General features: G+C 40.2%; 17 protein-coding genes and 1 other RNA gene. 13 read left to right on the top strand and 5 right to left on the bottom strand.

The genetic code is table 11. From position 1 onward, the window contains the following. Position 1 precedes the first annotated feature (1 nt). The 7 genes from ATS75_RS10475 to ATS75_RS10445 all read left to right on the top strand — a co-directional run bounded on the left by ATS75_RS10475 (position 2) and on the right by ATS75_RS10445 (position 10134). Positions 2-568, top strand: coding sequence for a sugar transferase (locus ATS75_RS10475; protein ID WP_058560399.1), 567 nt, complete (start codon positions 2-4; stop codon positions 566-568). A 15-nt stretch (positions 569-583) separates the two neighbouring features. Continuing rightward, entirely contained in the window at positions 584-1489 is a 906-nt protein-coding gene (locus ATS75_RS10470) for an ATP-grasp domain-containing protein (protein ID WP_058560398.1), read from the top strand. A gap of 1 nt (position 1490) precedes the next feature. Continuing rightward, complete coding sequence (locus ATS75_RS10465) at positions 1491-2651, top strand: CDP-glycerol glycerophosphotransferase family protein (protein ID WP_058560397.1); 1161 nt, start codon at positions 1491-1493, stop codon at positions 2649-2651. Beyond that, positions 2652-3734 carry an alanine racemase gene (gene alr / locus ATS75_RS10460; protein WP_058560396.1) on the top strand — a complete coding sequence of 361 codons (1083 nt, stop codon included), beginning with the start codon at positions 2652-2654 and terminating at the stop codon, positions 3732-3734. A gap of 73 nt (positions 3735-3807) precedes the next feature. Then, positions 3808-5757: a polysaccharide biosynthesis protein gene (locus ATS75_RS10455; RefSeq protein ID WP_058560395.1), complete on the top strand. Its 1950-nt coding sequence runs from the start codon at positions 3808-3810 to the stop codon at positions 5755-5757. A gap of 375 nt (positions 5758-6132) precedes the next feature. Next, on the top strand, positions 6133-8331 hold the full coding sequence (locus tag ATS75_RS10450; protein ID WP_058560394.1) for a YjbH domain-containing protein: 2199 nt from the start codon (positions 6133-6135) through the stop codon (positions 8329-8331). 231 nt (positions 8332-8562) lie between these two features. Next, positions 8563-10134, top strand: a complete 1572-nt coding sequence (locus tag ATS75_RS10445) for a hypothetical protein (protein WP_058560393.1) — start codon at positions 8563-8565, stop codon at positions 10132-10134. A 119-nt stretch (positions 10135-10253) separates the two neighbouring features. Here the strand turns inward: ATS75_RS10445 and ATS75_RS10440 are convergent, their stop codons facing one another. Then, positions 10254-11624, bottom strand: coding sequence for an MBL fold metallo-hydrolase RNA specificity domain-containing protein (locus tag ATS75_RS10440; RefSeq protein ID WP_058560392.1), 1371 nt, complete (start codon positions 11622-11624; stop codon positions 10254-10256). 466 nt (positions 11625-12090) lie between these two features. Between ATS75_RS10440 and ATS75_RS10435 the strand changes: the two genes are divergently transcribed. The 4 genes from ATS75_RS10435 to mutT all read left to right on the top strand — a co-directional run bounded on the left by ATS75_RS10435 (position 12091) and on the right by mutT (position 17178). Next, entirely contained in the window at positions 12091-12417 is a 327-nt protein-coding gene (locus ATS75_RS10435; protein WP_161936897.1) for an REP-associated tyrosine transposase, read from the top strand. A 382-nt stretch (positions 12418-12799) separates the two neighbouring features. Further along, positions 12800-13279: a DUF721 domain-containing protein gene (locus ATS75_RS10430; protein ID WP_058560390.1), complete on the top strand. Its 480-nt coding sequence runs from the start codon at positions 12800-12802 to the stop codon at positions 13277-13279. A 413-nt stretch (positions 13280-13692) separates the two neighbouring features. Continuing rightward, on the top strand, positions 13693-16401 hold the full coding sequence (gene secA / locus ATS75_RS10425; protein WP_058560389.1) for a preprotein translocase subunit SecA: 2709 nt from the start codon (positions 13693-13695) through the stop codon (positions 16399-16401). Between the two features lie 381 nt (positions 16402-16782). After that, entirely contained in the window at positions 16783-17178 is a 396-nt protein-coding gene (gene mutT / locus ATS75_RS10420) for an 8-oxo-dGTP diphosphatase MutT (protein ID WP_058560388.1), read from the top strand. A gap of 73 nt (positions 17179-17251) precedes the next feature. On the opposite strand, the gene dolP is transcribed toward mutT, so the two are convergent. Genes dolP through ATS75_RS10400 form a run of 4 tightly spaced genes read right to left on the bottom strand, consistent with a single transcriptional unit; the run spans position 17252 to position 20671 of the window. Beyond that, on the bottom strand, positions 17252-17818 hold the full coding sequence (gene dolP, locus ATS75_RS10415; RefSeq protein WP_058560387.1) for a division/outer membrane stress-associated lipid-binding lipoprotein: 567 nt from the start codon (positions 17816-17818) through the stop codon (positions 17252-17254). Further along, positions 17818-18405 (bottom strand): SIS domain-containing protein, encoded by a 588-nt coding sequence (locus ATS75_RS10410; protein ID WP_058560386.1) that lies wholly within the window; start codon positions 18403-18405, stop codon positions 17818-17820. The genes dolP and ATS75_RS10410 overlap by 1 nt, the downstream gene beginning before the upstream one ends. Before the next feature lies 1 nt (position 18406). Next, positions 18407-18778: a YraN family protein gene (locus ATS75_RS10405; protein WP_058560385.1), complete on the bottom strand. Its 372-nt coding sequence runs from the start codon at positions 18776-18778 to the stop codon at positions 18407-18409. 27 nt (positions 18779-18805) lie between these two features. Next, positions 18806-20671, bottom strand: coding sequence for a penicillin-binding protein activator (locus tag ATS75_RS10400; RefSeq protein WP_058560384.1), 1866 nt, complete (start codon positions 20669-20671; stop codon positions 18806-18808). A gap of 61 nt (positions 20672-20732) precedes the next feature. Here ATS75_RS10400 and rsmI point away from each other — a divergent pair, with 61 nt between their 5' ends. After that, complete coding sequence (gene rsmI, locus ATS75_RS10395; protein WP_058560383.1) at positions 20733-21590, top strand: 16S rRNA (cytidine(1402)-2'-O)-methyltransferase; 858 nt, start codon at positions 20733-20735, stop codon at positions 21588-21590. Positions 21591-21632: 42 nt separating this feature from the next. Next, an RNA gene (rnpB, locus tag ATS75_RS11085) (RNase P RNA component class A) lies at positions 21633-21996 on the top strand. The last annotated feature ends 28 nt before the right edge of the window (positions 21997-22024 follow it).

The following is a 22024-nucleotide window of genomic DNA, read 5'->3' as shown; positions in this document are numbered from 1 at the left end:
AATGTACTCTAAATTCTTGAAACGCATACTTGATATTATATTTTCGTTAGGCGGACTTCTAATTGTCTCCCCTCTACTTTTATTAATTTCAATGCTGATAATTGCTGATTCACGAGGTCCCATATTTTTTTTACAAGAGAGAGTTGGTAAAAAGAAAAGACTTTTTAAAATTTATAAGTTTAGGACTATGGTTAATGGTGCAGATTTGATAGGTCCACTTTCAACCTCAATCAACGATAGTCGTATAACTCCAATAGGAAAATTTTTGCGACGATTTAGCTTGGATGAGTTACCACAATTATTAAATGTTTTAAAAGGTGATATGAGTTTGATTGGCTATAGACCAGGTACACTTAAAGGATATTCAGAGAGTTTTCTTGCTTCTAATATATTTGATACAAGGCCAGGAATTACGGGCTTAGCCCAAGTTACAGGTAGAAGCAGTCTGACTTCGGGTGAGAAAAGAGAGCTGGAGTTAAAATATGCAAGTAATATTACGTTTATAGGTGATCTCAGAATTATTTTTTTAACCTTTATTAAGGTTGTATTCGCGCGTAGTGCTTATTAAAATTAAGGATTGATAATGATTATAGGTTTAATTGCAGGAACGAGTGGGGATTCTCTTACTATAGAACTAAAGAAAGCAGGTTATAAGGTCGCTCTGATTACTGGTAAAGCTGGCGAACCAGGTGAATCTGAGGCGGATTTTTGCCTCACTTGTGATCTTTCTCAGCATCAAGTTATTATAGATTATTTTTTAGAATTAAAAGTAGATAAGGTTATCTTTGGAACCGGCCATTATAAGGCAATAAATTTATTACCAGAGCTTCAAAGGAATAAAATAACAACAAACCTTGAAGAAAAAACATTTAACTTGGTTAAAGATAAAATTAAGTTTAAGTCACTAATTGATAAGGCAGGTGTGCTAACGCCAAGGTACTTTACTTTTAATACTAAAGATGAAGTATTAGGTAATATTGAAAATATACCTTTTCCGTGCGTTGTAAAGTCATCTACAGACTTAATACAACCAGCCAAAGTTTATTCTCCTAATCGCCTTCTTGAATTGACTCAGGTTCTAGAGTCAAGAGGCTCAGGCATACTTGTTGAAGAGTTTATAAATGGCAGTGATTGCACTGTTGCAGTGTCTAACGATGGTAATGCTATATCAGATTATGGTGTTATTTATTATTGCAAGGCTAAAGAATACAATTTAGAAGGCTTCGAAGGAGCTAACGCAAATTTCTTGCCTCAACTGCTTGAAGAGAAGATATGTACCTTATCTAAGGAGCTCGTTAGTTTAGTCGGAATTAAAGGTTTAGTCAGGGTTGATTATATTGTTCAGGCTAACCAAATTTTTGTGCTAGAAATTAATGCTATTATGGTCACCGGGTATAATGGTAGTGCTTACCCCTTTTTTGAAGAAAAAAATATTGATATAGCCAAAATAATGGTTGATACCTCTCTAGTGTTAATTGGGGAGCATTAAATTGGTTTTACATGCTTTTTTCCCAACTTATGGTGGAGGACATGTCAAGTCCGTAATTCCTGTAATTAAACGTTTGAATGAGTGTGGGCATAATGTTGAAATATTAGGGTTGACAAATAGTGTAGTAGAGCTAAGTAAAGCCAAGCTGAACTATACTAACCTTTCAAACTATGCATACCTTTTTAGTAAGCAAGAACAAGATATTATCATTGAATTAGGACAGTTAGCACTCATTGGTTCAGCGGGAATGCTTGTAGACACTGAGTCAGTTTGGTACCACGGAATTGGGCTTTATGAATTATGTAAATCTGTTGGTGAGAAAGATGCATTCACTGCTTATCGGAACCAAGGTAGAAAAGCATTTTTGCCTAAAGGTTTTGCGCTCAAAGTTCTTCGCTCTATTAAGCCCGATTTTGTTTTTGTGACGTGTGGGCAAAGATTGGAGTTGGCTTTTGCATATGCAGCAAACGAATTAGCTATCCCTGTGTTTAGACTAATTGACTTGGTTGGTTATCCAGCAAAAGTAGACTATAAAGCAACAATGCTCGTAGGTAACGAGTATACAAAAAAAATCTTATTAGAAGCTTTACAACTTCGGAATGAAATTATTGTTACTGGGAACCCCAATTTCGAACACTCCTCAAAAGTGACAACTTTTAGTAGTGATATTTGTGTCACATACTTTTCTCAGCCCGGTTTAAAAGATCGCAACAGCGTACTAGCAGCATTTGGGTTGTTACTAAATAAGCAGGCTAAGTTAAAGTTTACTTATAAACCCCATCCTAGTGAAAACTTGGATGATATCGACGAAATTAATAGTTTAATTGAAATTAATAAAGACCAAGATGCAAATGAACTAATTGCGAAAAGCGATTTAGTCATAACTCACTTCTCAAGTGTCGGCTTTCAGGCAATTAATCAAAATAAAAAATTACTGATAATAAATTTTGAGTCTAAAATTTTTCCTATTGACTTTGTTTCGATGGGGTGTGCAAAAGTTGCTAGTTCAGTAAATGAACTAATTAGTTTGTTAGTTAATTTTACTGACGAGAAAAAGGTTTGTTTTGATGCTCAGATTAGCAATTACCCTCGTTTTCAGCAGCCAAGTAGCGCAACAGAAAAAGTTGTTGATACTATTTTTGAATCTTTCAAGGGTATTTAAATGGTCAGAGCTATTATTTCAAAGAAGGCAGTGTTAAATAACATTGATGTTATTAAACGAAGCTCTAAGAATAAAAGCCGTATTATTTGGGTTTTAAAGTCAAATGCATACGGTCATGGTTCAGTAGCTATTGCAAGGTTGCTACCTCCAGAAGATATATTAGCTGTTGCTAGATTAAGTGAAGCAGTAGAGTTGAGGGACAAAGGAGTAAATAATCGAATACTTATATTGGAAGGGGTTTACTCATTAGAAGAACTGTTGATTGCAAGCAAATTGAATTTTGATTGTATGGTACATAATGATTTTCAATTGGATTTATATTGCTCAGTAGAACTTCGTAAGTCTATAAATGTTTGGTTAAAAATTGATACTGGAATGCATCGTTTGGGTGTAAGCATAGATAATGCAGAAAGTTTTTTAGAAGCGTTGTCAAATAATATTAACATATCTGATAATATAGGCTTTGTTAGTCACTTATCAACAGCGGATGATACCTCATCCGCACAACTCCAAAAGCAGGCATTTAAGTTTGAATTAGCTTATAACTCCTTTAAAGAGGCTTTTTCTTTAGTACCTTCTTTATCAAATTCTGCTGCCTTTTTTTACAGTGAGAGTTTACACTACTCTTTTAGTCGTATTGGTATTGCATTATATGGAATATCTCCTTTTGAAGATATTCCAGCGCAAGATTTAGGTTTAATGCCTGTTATGACTTTAAAGGCTACATTGATAGCTAAACGTGAAGTGGTTTTTGGCGAATATGTTGGTTATGGCTTACACTGGCGTGCGCCATCGAATACTATAATCGGCGTCGTTAGTATTGGGTATGGTGATGGTTTTCCTAGGAATGTATTGCCTGGTGTAGAGATTCGAATAAATGATAGAATGGTTAATGTGATTGGTGTTGCATGCATGGATATGTTGCTGGTTGAACTTGGTCAAGATGTATGTGATGAAATTGGAGATGAGGTGACCATATGGGGAGACGAGTGCTGTATTGAAAAATTTGCAAAAGTACAAGGTACTATACCATACGAGCTTGTATGTAACTTAACCAGTCGTATAAATTATTCCTATGACTAGATACTAGTTTATTGTTTCAATTATAACATTTTTTGTTGTTATAATGATATTTAATTTTTTATGAGAGACCACAATGGACAGTCTTATGCGCTCTATATTAAACGCTTCACGAAACACAAAGCGTACCATCACTTTATTGATAGATTCTTTATTCATTGCAGCTGCATTCTGGTTGGCTTTAATTGTTCGTCTGGATAGCCTAGAGCCCTTTGATAATTTGAATAATTGGCTACTCTTAGCTTTGCTGGTGCCCACAGCTTTATTTGCGTTTATTAATTTAGGTTTATATCGAGCTGTCCTAAGATATATGAATGCTCAAGCGTTGTGGGCAATTGTGCTTGGAACCATTATAACTACGGTGGCGCTCGTTTTACTGTCGTTTTTTGTAGGCGTGAGTATACCGCGAACTATGCCATTTATATTTGCTTGGCTTTGTCTATTAACTGTAGGTGGTTCACGTATTTTAGTACGTGCACTGATTGGTAAAATAGCTACAGCAAATAAAGAGTCAGTTATTATTTATGGCGCAGGCTCCGCTGGTAGGCAATTAGCGACTGCATTAGGCGCTGGCCCTGAATATTTTGTACGTGCCTTTATTGATGACGATGAGACAAAGCAAGGTTCAATTATTCAAGGTATACCGGTAATTAGCTTTAAAGGTGTTTACGACTTAATAAATAAAGGCAAAGCGACAAAAGTGTTATTAGCTTTACCGAGTGCCACACGTGCTCGCCGTAAAGAGGTACTAGCACAGCTAGAACCTCTTACAATTAAGGTACTTTCCATCCCAGGTATGGCTGATGTTGTTGAAGGTAAAGCAAAGCTATCTGAATTTAGAGACGTTGAGATTGAAGATTTACTAGGTCGAGATCCGGTTACCCCCAAGTCTGAGCTTATGGCCGCTAACGTAACAAATAAAATAGTGATGGTGAGTGGTGCTGGTGGATCAATTGGCTCAGAGTTATGTAGGCAAATAGTTCGGCTTCAGCCTAGGAAGTTAGTGTTATTTGAAATCTCTGAGTTTGGTTTATATTCCATAGAAAAAGAGCTCCATGAGTATGTAATTAATAACAATATCGACCTCGAACTTATTCCTATAATGGGCTCCGTACAACGTATAAACCGCATTGAAACCGTGATGATGGCATTTAGTGTGCAAACGGTGTATCACGCAGCTGCATACAAGCATGTGCCATTAGTGGAGCATAATGTAGTAGAGGGTGTGCGTAATAATGTATTCGGTACTTACTATGCGGCAAAAGCAGCTATTAATGCTAGTGTTGAAACCTTTGTATTAATATCTACTGATAAAGCGGTGCGCCCAACCAACGTAATGGGTGCAACAAAACGAATGGCTGAGCTTGTGTTACAAGGTCTTGCTCAAAACAAAGGGGTTAAGCACAAAACGCGTTTTTGTATGGTTCGATTTGGTAATGTATTAGGGTCATCAGGTTCAGTAGTGCCTTTATTTAGGCGCCAAATAAAAGAGGGGGGGCCAATTACGTTAACTCATCCTGATATAACCCGCTTTTTTATGACCATACCAGAAGCTGCGCAACTTGTTATTCAGGCAGGCTCGATGGGGAAAGGCGGCGATGTATTTGTGCTTGATATGGGCGAATCAGTAAAAATTAAAGATTTAGCCTCAAAAATGGTGCGATTATCGGGTTTTGAAGTTAAAGATGATACCAACCCTCATGGCGACATTGAAATTAAATGCACAGGCCTTCGCCCAGGTGAAAAACTTTATGAAGAATTATTGATTGGCAATAATGTTGGCGAAACGACTCATGAGCGTATTATGACTGCAAATGAAGCAATGCTGCCCTTTGCAGAGCTTAACGTGTTTTTAGAAGCTCTCGATATCGCGTGTCATAACTTTGATCATGAAACAATTCGACAGCTGTTGCTAGATGCCCCTACTGGGTTTAACCCAACCGATGGTATATGTGATTTGGTTTGGAATGCGAAAAAGCAATTGCCAGAAAAAAATGATAAAAAAGTAGTGAGCATTAAGAGTTAAACATAAGCTTTTGGGGTTGTTTTTTTGCGTAGGCTAAAGGATTATAATTTAATTGTAGGTGAATGGCTTGCTCCTTATTTTAAAGGGTTATCGGCTTTTTTTGCGTCAGCAAGCTTAACGCCTACGGTGTTAAAATATGTATTTGGGTTAATCTATTAGCTTGTAGGTTAGTGGTTTGCCACTTCGTTAGCCCCATGCCTACTATGTTAAGTTATACTTTTGATTTAAATTTACCTCGTTCACGTATTAACACAATATCTTTTTGATAGCCCTAACCCGAGCCCCAACGTAATCTATTAAAGCTTGCGACTTATATCGTTCGGCTTTAAACTTTAAAGACGTCCATGGACATAATAATTTAAAAGCGGATCATTCATGCCTAAACTAAATACCTTGTTTTTAAGCTGTGCAGTTGCACTTAGCTTGCCACTCGCTGCCGATGAAATAAAACACCTTCAATCATTTGCAGGTTATACTGGTATTATAAATACGCCTAATGCGCAGGTGTTAGGTACAGGCGTTGTAGATTTTGGTTATAATAATCAGCTTGATTTTCGAGGCCAAAGGTACATGGATGGCCATAATTTTATAGTCTCCGCTGGTTTATTTGAAGGTTTTGAGGTAAGTGGTCAGGTTGCGTCAAATTCTATGCACGATAATCTGTTTTATGCTGAAGGGCGTGGGCAAACTCGTGATTTATCCTTTAATGCTAAATACCAATTACCGTACATTCCTAAAAATTGGCTGAGTGTAGCCGTGGGCATGAAAGACATTGGTGGGGCTGCCAATAATTACAAAACTATTTATGCAGTTGCCTCAAAAGAGCTATGGGATTTTAGGTTTAGCGCGGGGGTTGGCACGAGCGACCGATTAACTGGCGAGATGAATGGGGCATTTGCGGGAGTTGAATGGCAACCGTTTGAGTGGTTTAGCTTATTGACCGAGTACGATGCTGAGGCTGTTAATGCGGCTGCTCGTGTTACTATACCAAAAGTGTGGCTATATGATATTGGTGAAATCACGCTAACAAGCCGCTTTTATAGCAGCACGGAGTTCTCTACAGATACCAGTAATTATTGGGGTATAAACTTTACTTTGCCACTGAGTGATGAAGTTAATTACCAGCAACCTATTGAAGCGGCGCCTAGTATACAAACAAATAAAATAACACAAAGCCAACCTAAGCCACCAATAAGTCCAATAACTACCCAGTTACCTGTTGAACAAAAAAGCCTTATATCAAAGAGTAATAGTAAAACACGTGCTGCTTGGGGCGATTATATAGCGCCTAAGGTTGAACCACAAGTACGTACCTTACCTAAAATAGCTAAAAATACAGAGCACAATCTCCAGTTAGGCGAACTGAACTCGCAGGCGGCTAATTTAAAGTTAGCCCTCGTTGAAGATGGCTTTGAAAATGTGCGTGTAGCGTTTAATAACAGCAAACAGTTGTATGTTGAATTTGAAAACTCCATTTACAACCGTAACGATATTGATGCACTCGGTGTTGTGCTTGGCCGTGTCAGTGAACTGGTTACTTTAGACGGGGCTGAGTTTAGTGTTCAGTTAAATAAGTATGATATTGCACTGTTAAATATTGTTGGCAAAGTAGAGAGCTACCGTGAATTTGTTAGCAATAATATCTCACCTGATTTGCTGATCACACAAGGGGCTGCATTAGAGCCACAAGGCCTTATATGGGTTGGTACAACTGATTCTAGCTCGCCTTATTTTAAACCGCGTTTAACGCTAGCCCCCACTATTAGTAATACCTATGCTACGGATTTGGGGGTTTTGGATTACTCAGCTGCCATTAGGGCTGATTTAGAGGTGCCACTTTGGCAAGGTGGTGGGGTAATTTTAGGTGGCCAAGTTAATATAACTAACAGTGATGATTACGGCGAATATAAGCCATTTAAAAATTACCGCAAAGAAACCCAATTTGATCGTGCATTGTTTTATCAAACATTTGTATTGCCGTTTGGTTTTTATAACCAAACCCAAGTGGGTTACATAAAAGATTTTTATGATTATAAAGGCATTAGTAACGAAACCACTTGGGTAAGTGATGCAGGTAGGCATAAGGTAAGTTTTAAATTTGGCTCTTTCCAGTATGAAAATTACCGTGGAAGTCGTAGCTATCAAATGATCAATTACCAATATAATTGGGTTGAGCAAGACATTACGTTTCATGCTAAAGCTGGTGACTTCTGGTACGAAGACAGTGGTTATAAATTAGAAAGCCGCTTTTGGTTTGGTGATAGCTACTTAGCTGTGTTTTATGAAGACTCTCGTGCGCAAAGGGCCGGTGCAGCCATTAGTATTCCACTCACGCCGCGCAAAGATATGTCGGTTACTCGCTTTGGCCAAGTAAAAGGTAATGAGGCGTACCGCCATAGTATTGGTACGCAAGTGGGTAAATCGCATAACCGATTAGTGTTTAATCAGTTGTATGCCCCCAGTAGCATTGTTGGCCTTGATAAAACATTTTTTAATCAAGGCCGCTTATCGAGTGATTATGTGTACAAGCATTTACCACGCTTAAAAGAAGCTTATCTGAAGTATCAAGAATGAATTTATTAGGCTAACTATTGTACAAATTACAGGTTAGTCTATATGATTGTTACGAATTAATTAATTGTTTAGCGCATTACGCTCTAAACGTACTACAAAAGTAAAAAATGTTGTTTTTTTACTCTTTTTGTTGCGTTATAGCTATACTTTTTAAAAGTACACGCTACTATATTAACGAGTATAAAAACCTTACTTATTGATTGTTTATATAAAGGAATAAAAGGACTCCCTATGTTTACTAACAAAAAATCGCTACTAGCCCTGTCTATAGCATCTGCTTTCGCTCTTACTGGTTGTTTTAGTGACGACGATAGCAACGAATATACACCTCCTGGCCCAGGTCCTGAGCCAGAAGTCGTAGTACCACCTGAGCAGCCAGCTGCTTTGGGCGCTGTTGTTTACGGCAACGTAGTTGATTTAGAAGATGCAGCAGCCCTTCCTTCAACAATCTCGTTTTTTGAAGCAGGCGTAGCATCTGAAAACATCGTTGATGTTGATGGTAATGTAACGGCAACTGTTGACTCTGAAGACGGCAGCTTTGTTTTTCAAATTAAAGACGGCGTTGATTTAAGCCAAGTTACAGCTGTTATTACAGCTGAAAACTATGTATCAAAAGCGTTTGTTGTTGATTTATCTGAGCTTAGTGCAGGCGATGTATCTGTTGAATTAGGTTTAACATCAACTGATGCAGAAGGCCTTGCAATTGCCACTCCTGTTGAAGCAACCATCAGCGAAGATGGTACTAGTGCTACAGACATTGAAGTGCCTGTAGATAATGGTGATGGCGCTTCGTCTAAAATTGTAATCCCTGCAAACACTGTGTTGCAAGATGCTAACGGTGCTCCAGTAACGGGTACTGTTACTGTTAAGGTAACAACGGCTAAGCCAGGTTCAGCAGCAGCTGCTGCCATCGTACCACAAGGCTTAAACAGTGCTGATTCTACAACAGTACTCACACCATCAGGTGTAACCAGTGTTGAGATGGTTAACGCTGATGGCGTTAAAATTAAAAAATTCTCTAGCCCAATTAATGTTGATATGGCTGTAAAAGAGGGCTCTGCTGCAACACTTGATCTTTCATCACAAAATGAAGACACTGGTGTGTGGACTGCAGAAGACCAAGATGTAACTGTTGTTGGTGAAGTAGGTAGTTTTACAACTGACCATTTAACATTCTTTGCTGCTACTACTTCATCACCTGTGTGTGCTACGCCAGTGCGCTTCCTTTTCTCTGGAGATACATTCCCATCTCCAACAGGTTTGAACCTACGTATTAGCTCATCAGATATCGATGCTACTTTACCAGGTGTTAAAGGTAATTTAACAGTACCTACACCTTGGGTTTCATTCTTTGGCATCAGTGATACAGCAGAAACTCGTGTTCGAGTTCGTGATATTGAAGGTAATGTTTGGTTTGATTCTGTTTCTGAAGTGGCAATTTGTGGTGATGTAAACGTTGCATTAACTGCGCCAGATGTGGTTTTCCAATCAGAAACACTTAATGTTACAGCTGTGTGTAGCAATGATACTGACGTTTCTGTTGGTGCGTCTGGTGCATTAGTTAAATATAGTCGTGCTAATAAAGCATCTAAAGTAGCAAAAGGTGATGGTACTGGTAACTATGCACTTAACAATATGGTTGAGGGCGAAACGTACAACGTAACTGTTAAGTACAAAGGTAGCTTATCTTCTATCGCTGATGCAGCATTCACTGTAACAGCAGACGGTACTGACGAAGTGCGTACTGAAAGCATTGAGTGTGCTGTATCTACCGGTGGTACTGGTGGTACTGGCGGTAACTAATATTTTTGTTAGTTCCTATTAGGGATTAAGCCTAAAAGCCGTATTTATGCGGCTTTTTTTATGGCTGTTTTGGATTCACATTTTTAATTTCAAATCGCTGTTAACCTAGCACCTAGTAATTAACCTTTCGCAATTTCAATTTTAACTCCTTCCCCCAATACCTCTCTATATTTATTTGCCAATACCTGTTTTGCTTTATCATCACCGTGCACTATTTTTATATGGCTGGGCTTTTTACGCATGCCTGTTACAAATTTTATTAAGCCATTTTGATCTGCATGGGCGCTGTAGCCACTTATAGTGTGTACTTTCGCGTTTATGTTTACCTTTTTATCGTTAATTTCTACATAGCCGTTTTTCGGGCCGTATGTTTGAATATCTCGCCCCAAAGTACCGCGCCCTTGGTAGCCAACAAAAATTACATCAGTGGTTTTATCTGCTAAAAATGCATCTAAATAATTAACTATTCGGCCACCTGTACACATGCCACTGGCTGCAAGAATAATTGCGGGCTGTTTTCGGCTGCGTAAATAATTGATAACGGCCAAATGTTCCTTATGGCTATCAATGGTATGAAGGCTTTCAAAGTTGAGTGGGTGTCGGCCGCTTGCTACGCGTTGTTTGGCTTCAGCATCCCATAAGTTTTTAAACTGGCGATATTGCTGGGTAAAATTTGCCGCCATAGGGGAGTCTATAATTACCTCAATTGTGCGCCATGTGGATTGCTTACTTGAGTGATGTATTAACTGCTCTAATTCGTAAAGTAGCTCTTGTGTTCTACCTATACTGAACGCGGGAATAAGCACAACACCGTTATCCGACACTGCTTGTTCAATTATAGTCTTTAAGGTTTGAGTGCGATGTTTACGGCCTTGATGCTTTTTATCACCGTAGGTTGATTCTATAACCAGTGTATCCGCTTTATAGGGGGCTTTTGGGCTTGGTAATAACGGCGTATACGGTGCACCTAAATCACCTGAAAATACAACTCTATGGCTTGATGGCTTTTTACCAATATCTATTTCAACATAAGCAGAGCCTAAAATATGCCCCGCTCTTTGTAGCCGTGCTTTCGCGAGTTCGTGGTTATTAACGGGTAATTCAAACCACGTATTAAATTCCACCTTTATGATGCGCTTTTTCAGTAACCCTAAACACGCATTGATTATGGTTTGATCCCGCGTAACGCCCACTTTTAAAGCATCTTCAATGACAAGTGGGAGTAAGCTTGCAGATGCGACAGAGGTAAATATGGGCCCGGTAAAGCCAGCAGCAAATAAGTAGGGTATTCGGCCTACGTGATCAATGTGGCAGTGGGTAACAATAAGCGCCGTAACGGTTGATATATCAAAGTTGATAGAGAGGTCGACTCCCGCGTCTTCCCCTTGAAATAGCCCACAATCAATTAATATAGATGTTTTGTCGCTAATGTGCAGTTCATGGCATGAACCTGTAACGCCATTCACCGCTCCGTGGTGTTTTATTCGCATAGTTAATTCCTTTTATTGGATTTAAAAAGTGTAGCACCAAAGGTTTATTTGTACCTAATTAACTTGTAGGCGAGAGGCTTGCCACCGCATTTTAAGTATTTATTGGTGTTTGTTGCGTCAGCAAGCTTAACGCCTACGGGTGTTAAAACTTACTTGTAGGCGAGTGGCTTGCCACCGCGTTTTAGGTATTTATTGGTGTTTGTTGCGTCAGCAAGCTTAACGCCTACGGGTGTTAACATTTACTTGTAGGCGAGTGGCTTGCCACCGCGTTTTATGATGAGTTTGGTTTTTATTCACATGCTACTATTATTAAATGTGTCTAATGGAGGGACTCATGTTTGATAGTAATAAAAGAGTAAAGGGGCGATATTCTTCACGTTATAGTTATTATTCAATCACTATTTGTTGTGAGCAGCGTGCTCCCATTTTTACAAACTTTGAAACTGCTTGTGTTGTTTCGTAACAAATATATCAATTTAGCGAAAGTAAGAGAGCATCAACCATTTGCTTTTCATTAATGCCTGATCACTTACATTGGCTCTTTCAGTTACAAGATGAAGCTATGAGTTTGTCGAACTTGATTGGGCAGTTTAAAAGTATATCCACATTAAAAGTAAACAGGGAGAGAGGGTTGAGCGGACGGATATGGCAGCCTAATTTTTATGATCATAAAATTAGAGCTGAAAGTGACTTAATTCAGCAGGCTCGGTATATCGTTGCAAATCCTTTGAGAGCTAGGTTGGTAAAAAATATAGGTGACTATCCATTTTGGAATTGTTGCTACTTGGATTAATTTTGTTTGTTGCGTCAGCAATCTTAACGCCTACGGGTGTTAACATTTACTTGTAGACGAGTGGCTTGCCACCGCGTTTTAGATATTTATTGGTGTTTGTTGCGTCAGCAAGCTTAACGCCTACGGGTGTTAACATTTACTTGTAGGCGAGTGGCTTGCCACCGCGTTTTAGGTATTTATTGGTGTTTGTTGCGTCAGCATGCTTAACGCCTAAGGGTATTAACATTTACTTGTGGACGAGTGGCTTGCTACTGCGTTTTAGATGTTTATTAATATTTGTGCGTCAGCAAGCTTAACGCCTATGGGTGTTAACATTTACTTGGTGGTAATAGGCGCTGTATTGAATTAAAATCTAACCCTTAACTTTTTTATTGGTGTTGTGATGGCTAAAGATAAATACGCGCCAAAACCGTTGAACGATATTATGGCTGGTCTCAGTGGCCGTTTATCTAATTATGCGGGTAAAAGCCAAGCGCTCGATAAACAGCAAACACTGTTAACTGAGTTTTTAAGTCCTAACCTGGCTGATAAGTGCAGAGTGAGTAATTATCGCGACGGTACATTAATGATTGAGGCGGTATCGGCGCCAATTGCACTTCGTTTAAATTATTTGAAAATGGATCTGCTGTCACATTTTCGTGGTGCGGGAATGGCTGAGCTTGGGCAAATTAAAATTACTGCTAACCCACAATCAAGCCAACGATTAACTCAAAATAATGCCTCAAAGTCTGCAAATAATACCACAGCAAAAAAACTTCCTATGAGTGAGCAAACTTCTGATTACCTAACTGCTATTGCACAAAATGCGCCGCCGTCACTACGTGAGAAGTTAGAGCGCCTAGCCAAGCATGGGAAAAAATAAACGCATTGCTAAGTATCTAGCGTTGGCAACAGTATTTAAGAACCTAGAACCTAGAACCTAGAACCTAGAACCTAAGTTCTTATTCCTCCCTCTTGATTTTTTATTCATGTACCTCCATATCATTCTAGTAAATATAGGCTCTGCTACTGGGTTAAAGTTATCTTTACGGCATATTTGAATTTTTTCTATTAAAAGTGGCTAACTTTATCAACTGATAGTTCGTTGTTTCGCAGAGTCTGGTATAGTAGCGCACGATATAAACGCTGAAATTAACAGCGTTTATTAAAATTACTAATTAATATGTTCTTTTTATGAGCAGTATATTAATTAGTAATCATCCCCAAACTTCTTGGGTGCATAAAATGGGTTGGCCGATGCTCGGCTAACAAAGAATACATTGTAACGGTTTTATCATGATATCTAATTTATTTACCAAGATTTTTGGTAGTCGCAATGACCGCACTATTAAAAATTTAAGAAAGACGGTCGCGCTAATCAACGCGCTTGAAACGCAACTAGAAGCGCTTTCAGACGAAGATTTAAAAGCCAAAACAGCAGAATTTAGAGAGCGTTACGATAACGGGCAAAGCCTTGATGACATTTTGCCAGAGGCATTTGCAGTAGTCCGTGAAGCATCAAAACGTGTTAATGGCATGCGCCACTTTGACGTGCAGCTTTTAGGTGGCATGGTATTACACCAAGGCCGCATCGCAGAAATGCGTACGGGTGAGGGTAAAACCCTTACCGCAAGTTTACCCGCTTACCTTCGAGGCTTAACAGGCAAAGGCGTTCACGTTATTACGGTGAATGATTACCTTGCTAAGCGTGATGCTGAAACTAACCGTCCATTGTTTGAGTTTTTAGGCTTAACAGTAGGCTGTAATGTACCCGGCATGATGCCGCAGCAGAAGAAGCAAGCTTACGAAGCGGATATTACTTACGGTACAAATAACGAATTTGGTTTTGATTATTTACGCGATAACATGGCGTTCAGTATTGATGAACGCGTTCAGCGCCCACTTTACTTTGCTGTTGTAGATGAAGTGGATTCAATCTTAATCGATGAGGCACGAACACCGCTTATTATTTCAGGACCAGCTGAAGATAGTTCGCAGCTTTACACTGAAATTAACACCATTGTTCCTTTACTTGAATTACAAGAAAAAGAAGACGAAGAAGGTGTTGAGGGTGATGGTGATTTCACGATTGATGAAAAATCAAAACAAGTTCATTTGACTGAACGTGGTCAAATTAAAGTTGAAGAATTACTCACCGAACGAGGCTTAATTGAAGAGGGCGATTCGCTTTATTCAGCAGGTAGCATTACGTTACTTAGCCACATTTATGCCGCGTTACGTGCCCATAAACTCTATCAAAAAGACATTGATTACGTTGTTAAAGAAAACGAAGTCATCATTGTTGATGAGCACACTGGCCGTACAATGGAAGGGCGTCGTTGGTCTGAAGGTTTGCACCAAGCTGTTGAAGCAAAAGAAGGTGTAAAAATTCAAAACGAAAACCAAACATTGGCATCAATTACGTTCCAAAACTACTTCCGTATTTACGATACACTTGCGGGCATGACTGGTACTGCCGACACTGAAGCATTTGAATTTCAGTCAATCTATGGCCTAGATACCGTTGTAATGCCAACAAATAAGCCGATGATCCGTGATGATCGTGCTGATTTAGTGTATCTAACGCAAGATGAAAAATACGAAGCCATTTTAGTAGATATCAAAGATTGCCAAGAGCGCGGACAGCCTGTATTGGTCGGTACTATTTCGATTGAAAGTTCTGAGTATTTATCGCAGTTTTTACGTAAAGAAAAAATCAAGCACAACGTATTGAATGCAAAATTCCATGCTCAAGAAGCGGATATCGTCTCTGATGCTGGTTTACCTGGTACAGTAACCATTGCAACCAACATGGCAGGCCGTGGTACGGATATCGTACTCGGTGGTAACTGGAACAGTGAAGTTGAAAAACTTGATAATCCAACGGATGAGAAAATAGCTGAAATCAAAGCCGCATGGCAAATTCGTCATGATGCAGTTATTGCAGCCGGTGGTCTACATATTATTGGTACGGAACGTCATGAGTCGCGTCGTATTGATAACCAGCTACGTGGTCGTTCGGGTCGTCAGGGGGATGCAGGTTCAAGCCGTTTCTACCTTTCGATGGATGATGCGTTAATGCGTATATTCGCTGGTGAACGCATGACTAACATGATGCGTAAACTTGGTATGCAACGTGGTGAAGCCATTGAACACCCTTGGGTTAACCGCGCAATCGAAAATGCACAGCGTAAAGTAGAAGCACGTAACTTTGATGTGCGTAAGCAGCTGCTTGAGTACGATGATGTAGCCAATGATCAGCGTCGTGTTGTGTATGCTCAACGTAATGAACTACTAGTTGAGGGTGATATTTCTGAAACTATTACGGCGATTCGTGGTGATGTACTGAGCAATACAATTGATCAATATATTGCACCACAAAGCTTGGCAGAGATGTGGGATATCCCAGGTCTTGAAGAACGTATCAAGCAAGATTTCTTACTCGAGTTGCCAATTTCTCAATGGTTAGCAGACGATAATAAGCTTTATGAAGAAAAACTACGTGAGCGTATCGAAGAAGCGGTTACGAATGCGTATAAAGAGAAAGAGCAGCAAGTAGGTGAGTCTGTATTACGCCAGTTTGAAAAAGCGATTATGCTACAAAGCTTAGATCAGCATTGGAAAGATCACTTAGCTGCGATGGATCACCTACGCCAAGGTATCCATTTACGTGGTTATGCCCAAAAGAATCCAAAGCAAGAGTATAAGCGTGAGTCATTTGAGTTGTTCTCTGAAATGCTTGAAAACCTTAAAGTTGATGTTGTAGGTATTTTAAGCAAAGTTCAAGTACGTGCAGAAGAAGATGTTGAAAAGATTGAAGAGCAACATCGCCGCAGTGAAAATGCACCTCGTCAGTACCAGCATGAAGAGGCTGAGCACGTCGGCGGTGAAACGCCAGCGGGTGCAACTGTATCAGCTCGTACAGAGCCAAAAGTAGGCCGTAATGAACCATGTCCGTGTGGGTCAGGCCAAAAGTTTAAGCAATGTTGTGGTAAATTAAAGTAACCTTGGTTTAAACGTTGAAAAAGCGACGCATGCGTCGCTTTTTTGCTTTTTAATGAGTCTGTAGGCGAGTGGCTTGCCACCGCATTTTTAAAGATTTCAATGATGTTTGCTGCGTCAGCAAGCTTAACGCCTACGGGAGTTAAGGTTAAATTTCGGGATTAATGTTTTACTGTAGACGAGTAGTTTGCCACCGCGAAAGATTGATTCACAAAGAGGTTAAAAGTCGAAGGTACTAGGAAGGCAAAGGTTCTAGGGACTTGGCGCTAGGTTTGTTTGGCTTTTCCTCATTCACTTCTCTTTGTGCAAGTGGTGTTTTAGGTAGTTTACTGCGTTAGCAAGCTTAATGATTGCGGTTTTTTATAATTTAAAAAAGGGTGTCCAATGACCAAAAAAATTGTCCATGTAGCGGTTGGTGTGATTAAAGCAAGCAATACATTATTTATCTGTAAACGACCAGATGATAAGCACCAAGGCGGTTTATGGGAATTTCCAGGTGGTAAAGTTGAAAGCGGTGAGAGCGTGTTTGAGGCGCTTAAACGGGAATTACACGAAGAGGTCGCACTGACCATTCACAGCTCAAGTGAATTGATGCTCATAGAGCATGATTATGGCGATAAATGTGTCAAGCTGGATGTTCACTTAGTGACTGAGTTTGAAGGAAATGCTCACGGTGCTGAAGGCCAAAAAAGTGCGTGGGTAGATATAGACAAACTCGATGAGTATAATTTTCCAGCCGCGAATGTTGAGATAATTAATAAACTTAAATCGCTCTGCTAAAGCAACACACTCAATATTTTGCTTTATGAATTAAAGCCACAAGAGAGAGAAAATCGTGTGGCTTTAAGTGATTTTATAGGTATTCAAATACTTTGATAACGCGTTCTACGCCAGATACATTACGGGCAATACTCACCGCAGCATTTGCCTCTGCATCTGTGACTAACCCCATCAAAAATACTTCACCGTTTTCAGTGACTACTTTAATGTTATTACTACTGATGTTTTCAGCAGTGAGTAACTGAGTTTTAACTTTTGATGTTAACCATGAATCATGTGTTTTTGTACTGATACTTATATTAGAGCCAATCCTAATTTGATTATGAATTTTACGAATACCTTGAATTTTCTCAATCGCTTGCATGGCTTCGTTTTTCATTTCTTGTGTCGCCACTTGGCCAATCAGTAACACAATACCATTCACACTGATAACATGAAGGTTGGTGTGATCTTTTAAGCGCGGGACGTCATTAATAGCAATACCACTTTTAATTTCAATGTTATTGTCGTCAATTTGTGAGCCTATAGTACGGCGGTCATTCGCTGCGGTAACGGCGCTTGCGGTACCCACAACAACAGCGGCAGCACAACCTTGCAATAATAAAACGGTACCAATAATAATAAGAGACTGCTTGAACATTAACTTTCATCCTGAGGAAAGAGGGTTAAATCGATAAGCTCACTCAAACAATGTAAATTAACCAAGTGAGATTCAATAATACGGCTAGGACGTTTAGATGGAACGCGTATTTCTACGTCATTGGCGCCTAGTAGGCCAACAAGTTCACCTCCGTCATCACCTACCATGACTATGACCTTCATATCTTTAGTAAGTGCAGCTTCCACAGCAGAAATTATATTTTTTTCATTACCATTACTGGCTAACACCAACAATAAGTCACCTTGCTGAGCAAACGCACGAATTTGGCGTGCAAATGTTTCATGGTCTTCACTTTGGTTGTTCTGACCTAAGTTAATATGCTCTTGAGAAAGCGCTATTGCAGGTAAACACGGGCGTTCAGTCTCATAAAAGTTTATCAGTACGCCGGCCATATGCTGTGCGAGCATATGGCAACTTGCCGTACCACAACAAATTAGCTTGTTACCGTTGATAAGGCTTTGCGCAATCGTAAATGCCGCGGCTTCTAAAGCACTTGGAAGTACTTCACCGGCTGCAATTTGTACTTGAATGCTTTCTTTAAAAATTTCTTTTATTGTATCTTGCATATTAAAATACGTTTTTTATCCAATTAAGTTGTTGCGATTTGTCGCCCGTTATTGCGACAAAGTCGATTCTTAGCGGTTGGTTTTGTAGCTTCTTGGCCGCTAAATAATGATAAATGGTGCGCTTTAGGCGTTGTTGCTTTTGTTTTCCTAACGCATGAATAGCGCCGCCTCTTGCGTGGCTACTACGAAATTTAACTTCAACAAATACTAGTGTGTTACCGTCACGCATTATCACATCTAGTTCACCATAGGGGCAGTTATAATTTCGTTCTATGGGAATTAACCCTTGCTGTTGCAAATACTTTTGAGCTTCTAGCTCATAGTATTGGCCTTTTTCTCGGCTATTTTGCCACAGTTGTTCAAACCACGACATGACAACATCCTTGTTGGTTTTAGCAAATTATTCACCGCTTGCAACTTGCATAAACAAAGGCACTGGGGCTTGTGTTTTAAGTTGCACGGGCTTTATTTGCTTATCTTTGTATTGCGCCCAATTTAATTGGCGATTAATTTGGCCGTCACTGGCAATGCTTAATTGCCCGGTTAAACCTGAATATTGTTTCCCTGGAAACACCCTTAACTGATTAAGATCATCAAGTAAGGCCACAGAGTCATACGCCATTGCAAATAGGCGTTGGCTAATATCGACTTGCTCAGGCCAAAGCGAGTTGTATTGTTGACGCAAAGACTGATTCGCTATTTGACCGTTTAACATCCAAGGTAACTCTGTAAAATATAGACCATCAAGGTCGCCTTTGTCTGTTCTATCTATTTGTTTACTGTGACTTTTAGAGCTTGCGTACAAAGGAATGCGGTCTGCAAAGGTACTGACATTTACATCTAAGTAGGGTTTTATTAAGCGCGTTTCTGTTGCATCACCTAAAATGTAAATGACATCAATATCTCTGCGCGAACGCGTTTCACTTTCTACTTCTTGTTTAAATAGCGCTTTAACACCTTTTATACGCTGTTTAGACTCAGCGACTTCGAGTAAACCCGTGATCGTGTTTGGCATGTCTTTTTTGTCTTTATAAAGACCTACTTGTGGCGTGGTTTCACTGTAACGTTGCCATTGAACATTGAAGTAATCAACCAAACGTTGGCCTGCGCTGGTGTCTGGGGCAAGTAACATCGGTTTCTGGTAGCCTTGTGCTAAAAAGTGCTCCAGCGCCTGTTGTACTTCATGTTCAGGGTTGAGTGCAAAAAAGTAATGTTGAGCTGAGGTTCGTTCACCTTCAATCGCGTTTAAATGCAGTGTAGGGTAGTTTTTCAATGCTTGTTCATTAGTGAGCTTATCTATATTGACTTTAAGCAGTGGGCCAATTACAAAGTTTGGCTGTATTTCGTTGAGTTTGGCATTGATTTGTGCAGTGCTGAGCATTTCGTCAATAAATGTTGCTTCATTTATCTCACTTGTATCGAGCGCCCCTAAAATACCTGCTTTTAACGCGTCTCCCAATCGTTGATTAGCACCGGACTGCGGCAGTAATACCACTAAACGATTAATATTAATGGGGGCAGCGGCGAGCAGCTCAGCGTCTTTTTCTGGTAAAACTGCCGATGCAGGGTGGCTAGGGTAACGTCGTTGCCAGTTGTTAATGGCTTGGTCTAGTTCAACGGGTGTACCTGAATACACTTGGTGGTATAACGCTAAATTAACCCAGCCCTGCTGTACAACAGAACCACGATTAAAACGCTCTAAAGCGTAAGAAGACAGCTGCTGTAAGTTTTGCCATAGCGCTTGGTTTAAACCGGGGATAGTTAAATTATTTTTGCTGGCGGTTTCAGATGCTTTAAAAAAGTAAGGTATCGCTTTTTTAGGTAACGCTTGTGATGTATACACACTGCCTGTTAAATACTGATGCCATGCAAAGTGCTCAGCTTGAGTAAGTTTATTATTTAAAGTGGCTAGCATCTCAAGTGCTAACGTATTTTTACCCTGTTGTTTTTGTGCAAAGGCGATGTAAAGTTTGTTTTGAATTTGATCAACGCTGGGAGTTTGTTCAAGGTCAGTGCATATTTGCTCAAGTAACGGCCAGCGTTGTTCTGCAATTGCAGCATCGCGTGCGCTATACAGTAACTGAATTTTATCTGCGCCTTGGCGATTTAAGGCAAGTTGGTACATTGAGCGTGCATCAGTTGCTTGAAATTGTGCAGAACGAGTCGCTGAACTAAGGTTTTCACTGGTTTTAGTCGGTTTTTCGGTTGTACTACAGGCCGATAACCCTGACAATATGATTAATAGACTAACAAGTTTAAGTCGCACAATGATTTCCCAATACGTTAACGCGATTTGCTTATATTACTGACTGACGCAGGAGACCTCAATGTTAAATGAGGAGAATTCAGATAAAATCGGCACTCTTTACATCGTTGCTACCCCAATTGGCAATTTTGACGACTTAAGTCAGCGCGCAATTGCGACACTATCTCAAGTTGACTTAATCGCAGCTGAAGACACACGCCACACCGGCAAGTTGCTCAGTCACTTTGGCATTAAGGCTAAAACCTTTGCTTTGCATGATCACAATGAAAAGCAAAAAGCACAGCAAATTATTGATCAACTAAATCAAGGATTGAACATTGCGTTAGTATCCGACGCAGGCACACCTCTGATAAGCGATCCAGGTTATGCGGTTGTTAACCTTTGCCGCGAGCAAGGCGCGCATGTTACCCCTGTGCCCGGTGCATGTGCTGCCATTACAGCGGTTTGCTGCTCAGGGTTGCCAACAGATCGTTTTCAGTTCATTGGGTTTACCCCCGCTAAAAGTAAAGCGCGCCAAGACTTTTTCATCGAAGCGGTAAATTCAGGTATTACCAGCATTATGTATGAAAGTACGCACCGTATTATGGCAAGTCTTGATGATTTAGACGCTGCTCTGGGAAGTGAACAGCACGTTGTCTTTGCCAAAGAACTCACCAAAACCTTCGAAACCTTTTTTAATGGAACGGTCACTGAGCTGAAGCAATTTTTAACGGATGACCCTACCAAACAGCGTGGCGAAATCGTATTGATGTTGCCGGGAAAACCCAAGCTGGTGGATGATATCCCGCCAGAAGCACGCAAAATGCTTACGTTGCTTGAAAGTGAAATGCCAATGAAAAAAGCCTGCGGTATTGTGGCTGACTACTTTGGAATGAAGAAAAACGCACTGTATAAAACAATTATTGACGAAAAAGGTTAATTCTTTACTGCGCTGAGCTATAAGCTCAGGTATACTGCGCGCCGAGTCAGCCAAGATAATCGCTGCCTGCAACGAAAATGCGCAGGGGGAGGAAAGTCCGGGCTCCACAGGGCAGGGTGCCAGCTAACGGCTGGGGGGCGTGAGCCCACGACAAGTGCAGCAGAGAGGAGACCGCCAACCTCGGTTGGTAAGGGTGAAAGGGTGCGGTAAGAGCGCACCGGGCCGCTAGTAATAGTTGGTTGCAAGGTAAACTCCACCCGGAGCAAGACCAAATAGGGTTCCTTATGGCGTGGCCCACGTTGGAACCGGGTAGGTTGCTTGAGCCATAGAGCGATTTATGGCCTAGACGAATGATTATCGCTTTCTTCGGAAAGAACAGAACCCGGCTTATAGGCTGACTCAAACTCAAGCGTAAGCATCTGATTTATTAGGTG

The organism is Pseudoalteromonas sp. H105 (assembly GCF_001469215.1).
Lineage (GTDB): Bacteria > Pseudomonadota > Gammaproteobacteria > Enterobacterales > Alteromonadaceae > Pseudoalteromonas.
Note: the sequence above shows the minus strand (reverse complement) of the source record. Positions and strands in the feature narration are given on the sequence as shown.

Excerpts from the sequence above, each read along its gene's own strand:
- ATS75_RS10475 (WP_058560399.1), top strand. The coding sequence starts at position 2 with ATGTACTCTAAATTCTTGAAACGCATACTTGATATTATATTTTCGTTA.
- ATS75_RS10470 (WP_058560398.1), top strand. The coding sequence starts at position 584 with ATGATTATAGGTTTAATTGCAGGAACGAGTGGGGATTCTCTTACTATA.
- alr (WP_058560396.1), top strand. The coding sequence starts at position 2,652 with ATGGTCAGAGCTATTATTTCAAAGAAGGCAGTGTTAAATAACATTGAT.
- ATS75_RS10455 (WP_058560395.1), top strand. The coding sequence starts at position 3,808 with ATGGACAGTCTTATGCGCTCTATATTAAACGCTTCACGAAACACAAAG.
- ATS75_RS10450 (WP_058560394.1), top strand. The coding sequence starts at position 6,133 with ATGCCTAAACTAAATACCTTGTTTTTAAGCTGTGCAGTTGCACTTAGC.
- ATS75_RS10445 (WP_058560393.1), top strand. The coding sequence starts at position 8,563 with ATGTTTACTAACAAAAAATCGCTACTAGCCCTGTCTATAGCATCTGCT.
- ATS75_RS10440 (WP_058560392.1), bottom strand. The coding sequence starts at position 11,624 with ATGCGAATAAAACACCACGGAGCGGTGAATGGCGTTACAGGTTCATGC.
- ATS75_RS10430 (WP_058560390.1), top strand. The coding sequence starts at position 12,800 with ATGGCTAAAGATAAATACGCGCCAAAACCGTTGAACGATATTATGGCT.
- secA (WP_058560389.1), top strand. The coding sequence starts at position 13,693 with ATGATATCTAATTTATTTACCAAGATTTTTGGTAGTCGCAATGACCGC.
- mutT (WP_058560388.1), top strand. The coding sequence starts at position 16,783 with ATGACCAAAAAAATTGTCCATGTAGCGGTTGGTGTGATTAAAGCAAGC.
- dolP (WP_058560387.1), bottom strand. The coding sequence starts at position 17,818 with ATGTTCAAGCAGTCTCTTATTATTATTGGTACCGTTTTATTATTGCAA.
- ATS75_RS10410 (WP_058560386.1), bottom strand. The coding sequence starts at position 18,405 with ATGCAAGATACAATAAAAGAAATTTTTAAAGAAAGCATTCAAGTACAA.
- ATS75_RS10405 (WP_058560385.1), bottom strand. The coding sequence starts at position 18,778 with ATGTCGTGGTTTGAACAACTGTGGCAAAATAGCCGAGAAAAAGGCCAA.
- rsmI (WP_058560383.1), top strand. The coding sequence starts at position 20,733 with ATGTTAAATGAGGAGAATTCAGATAAAATCGGCACTCTTTACATCGTT.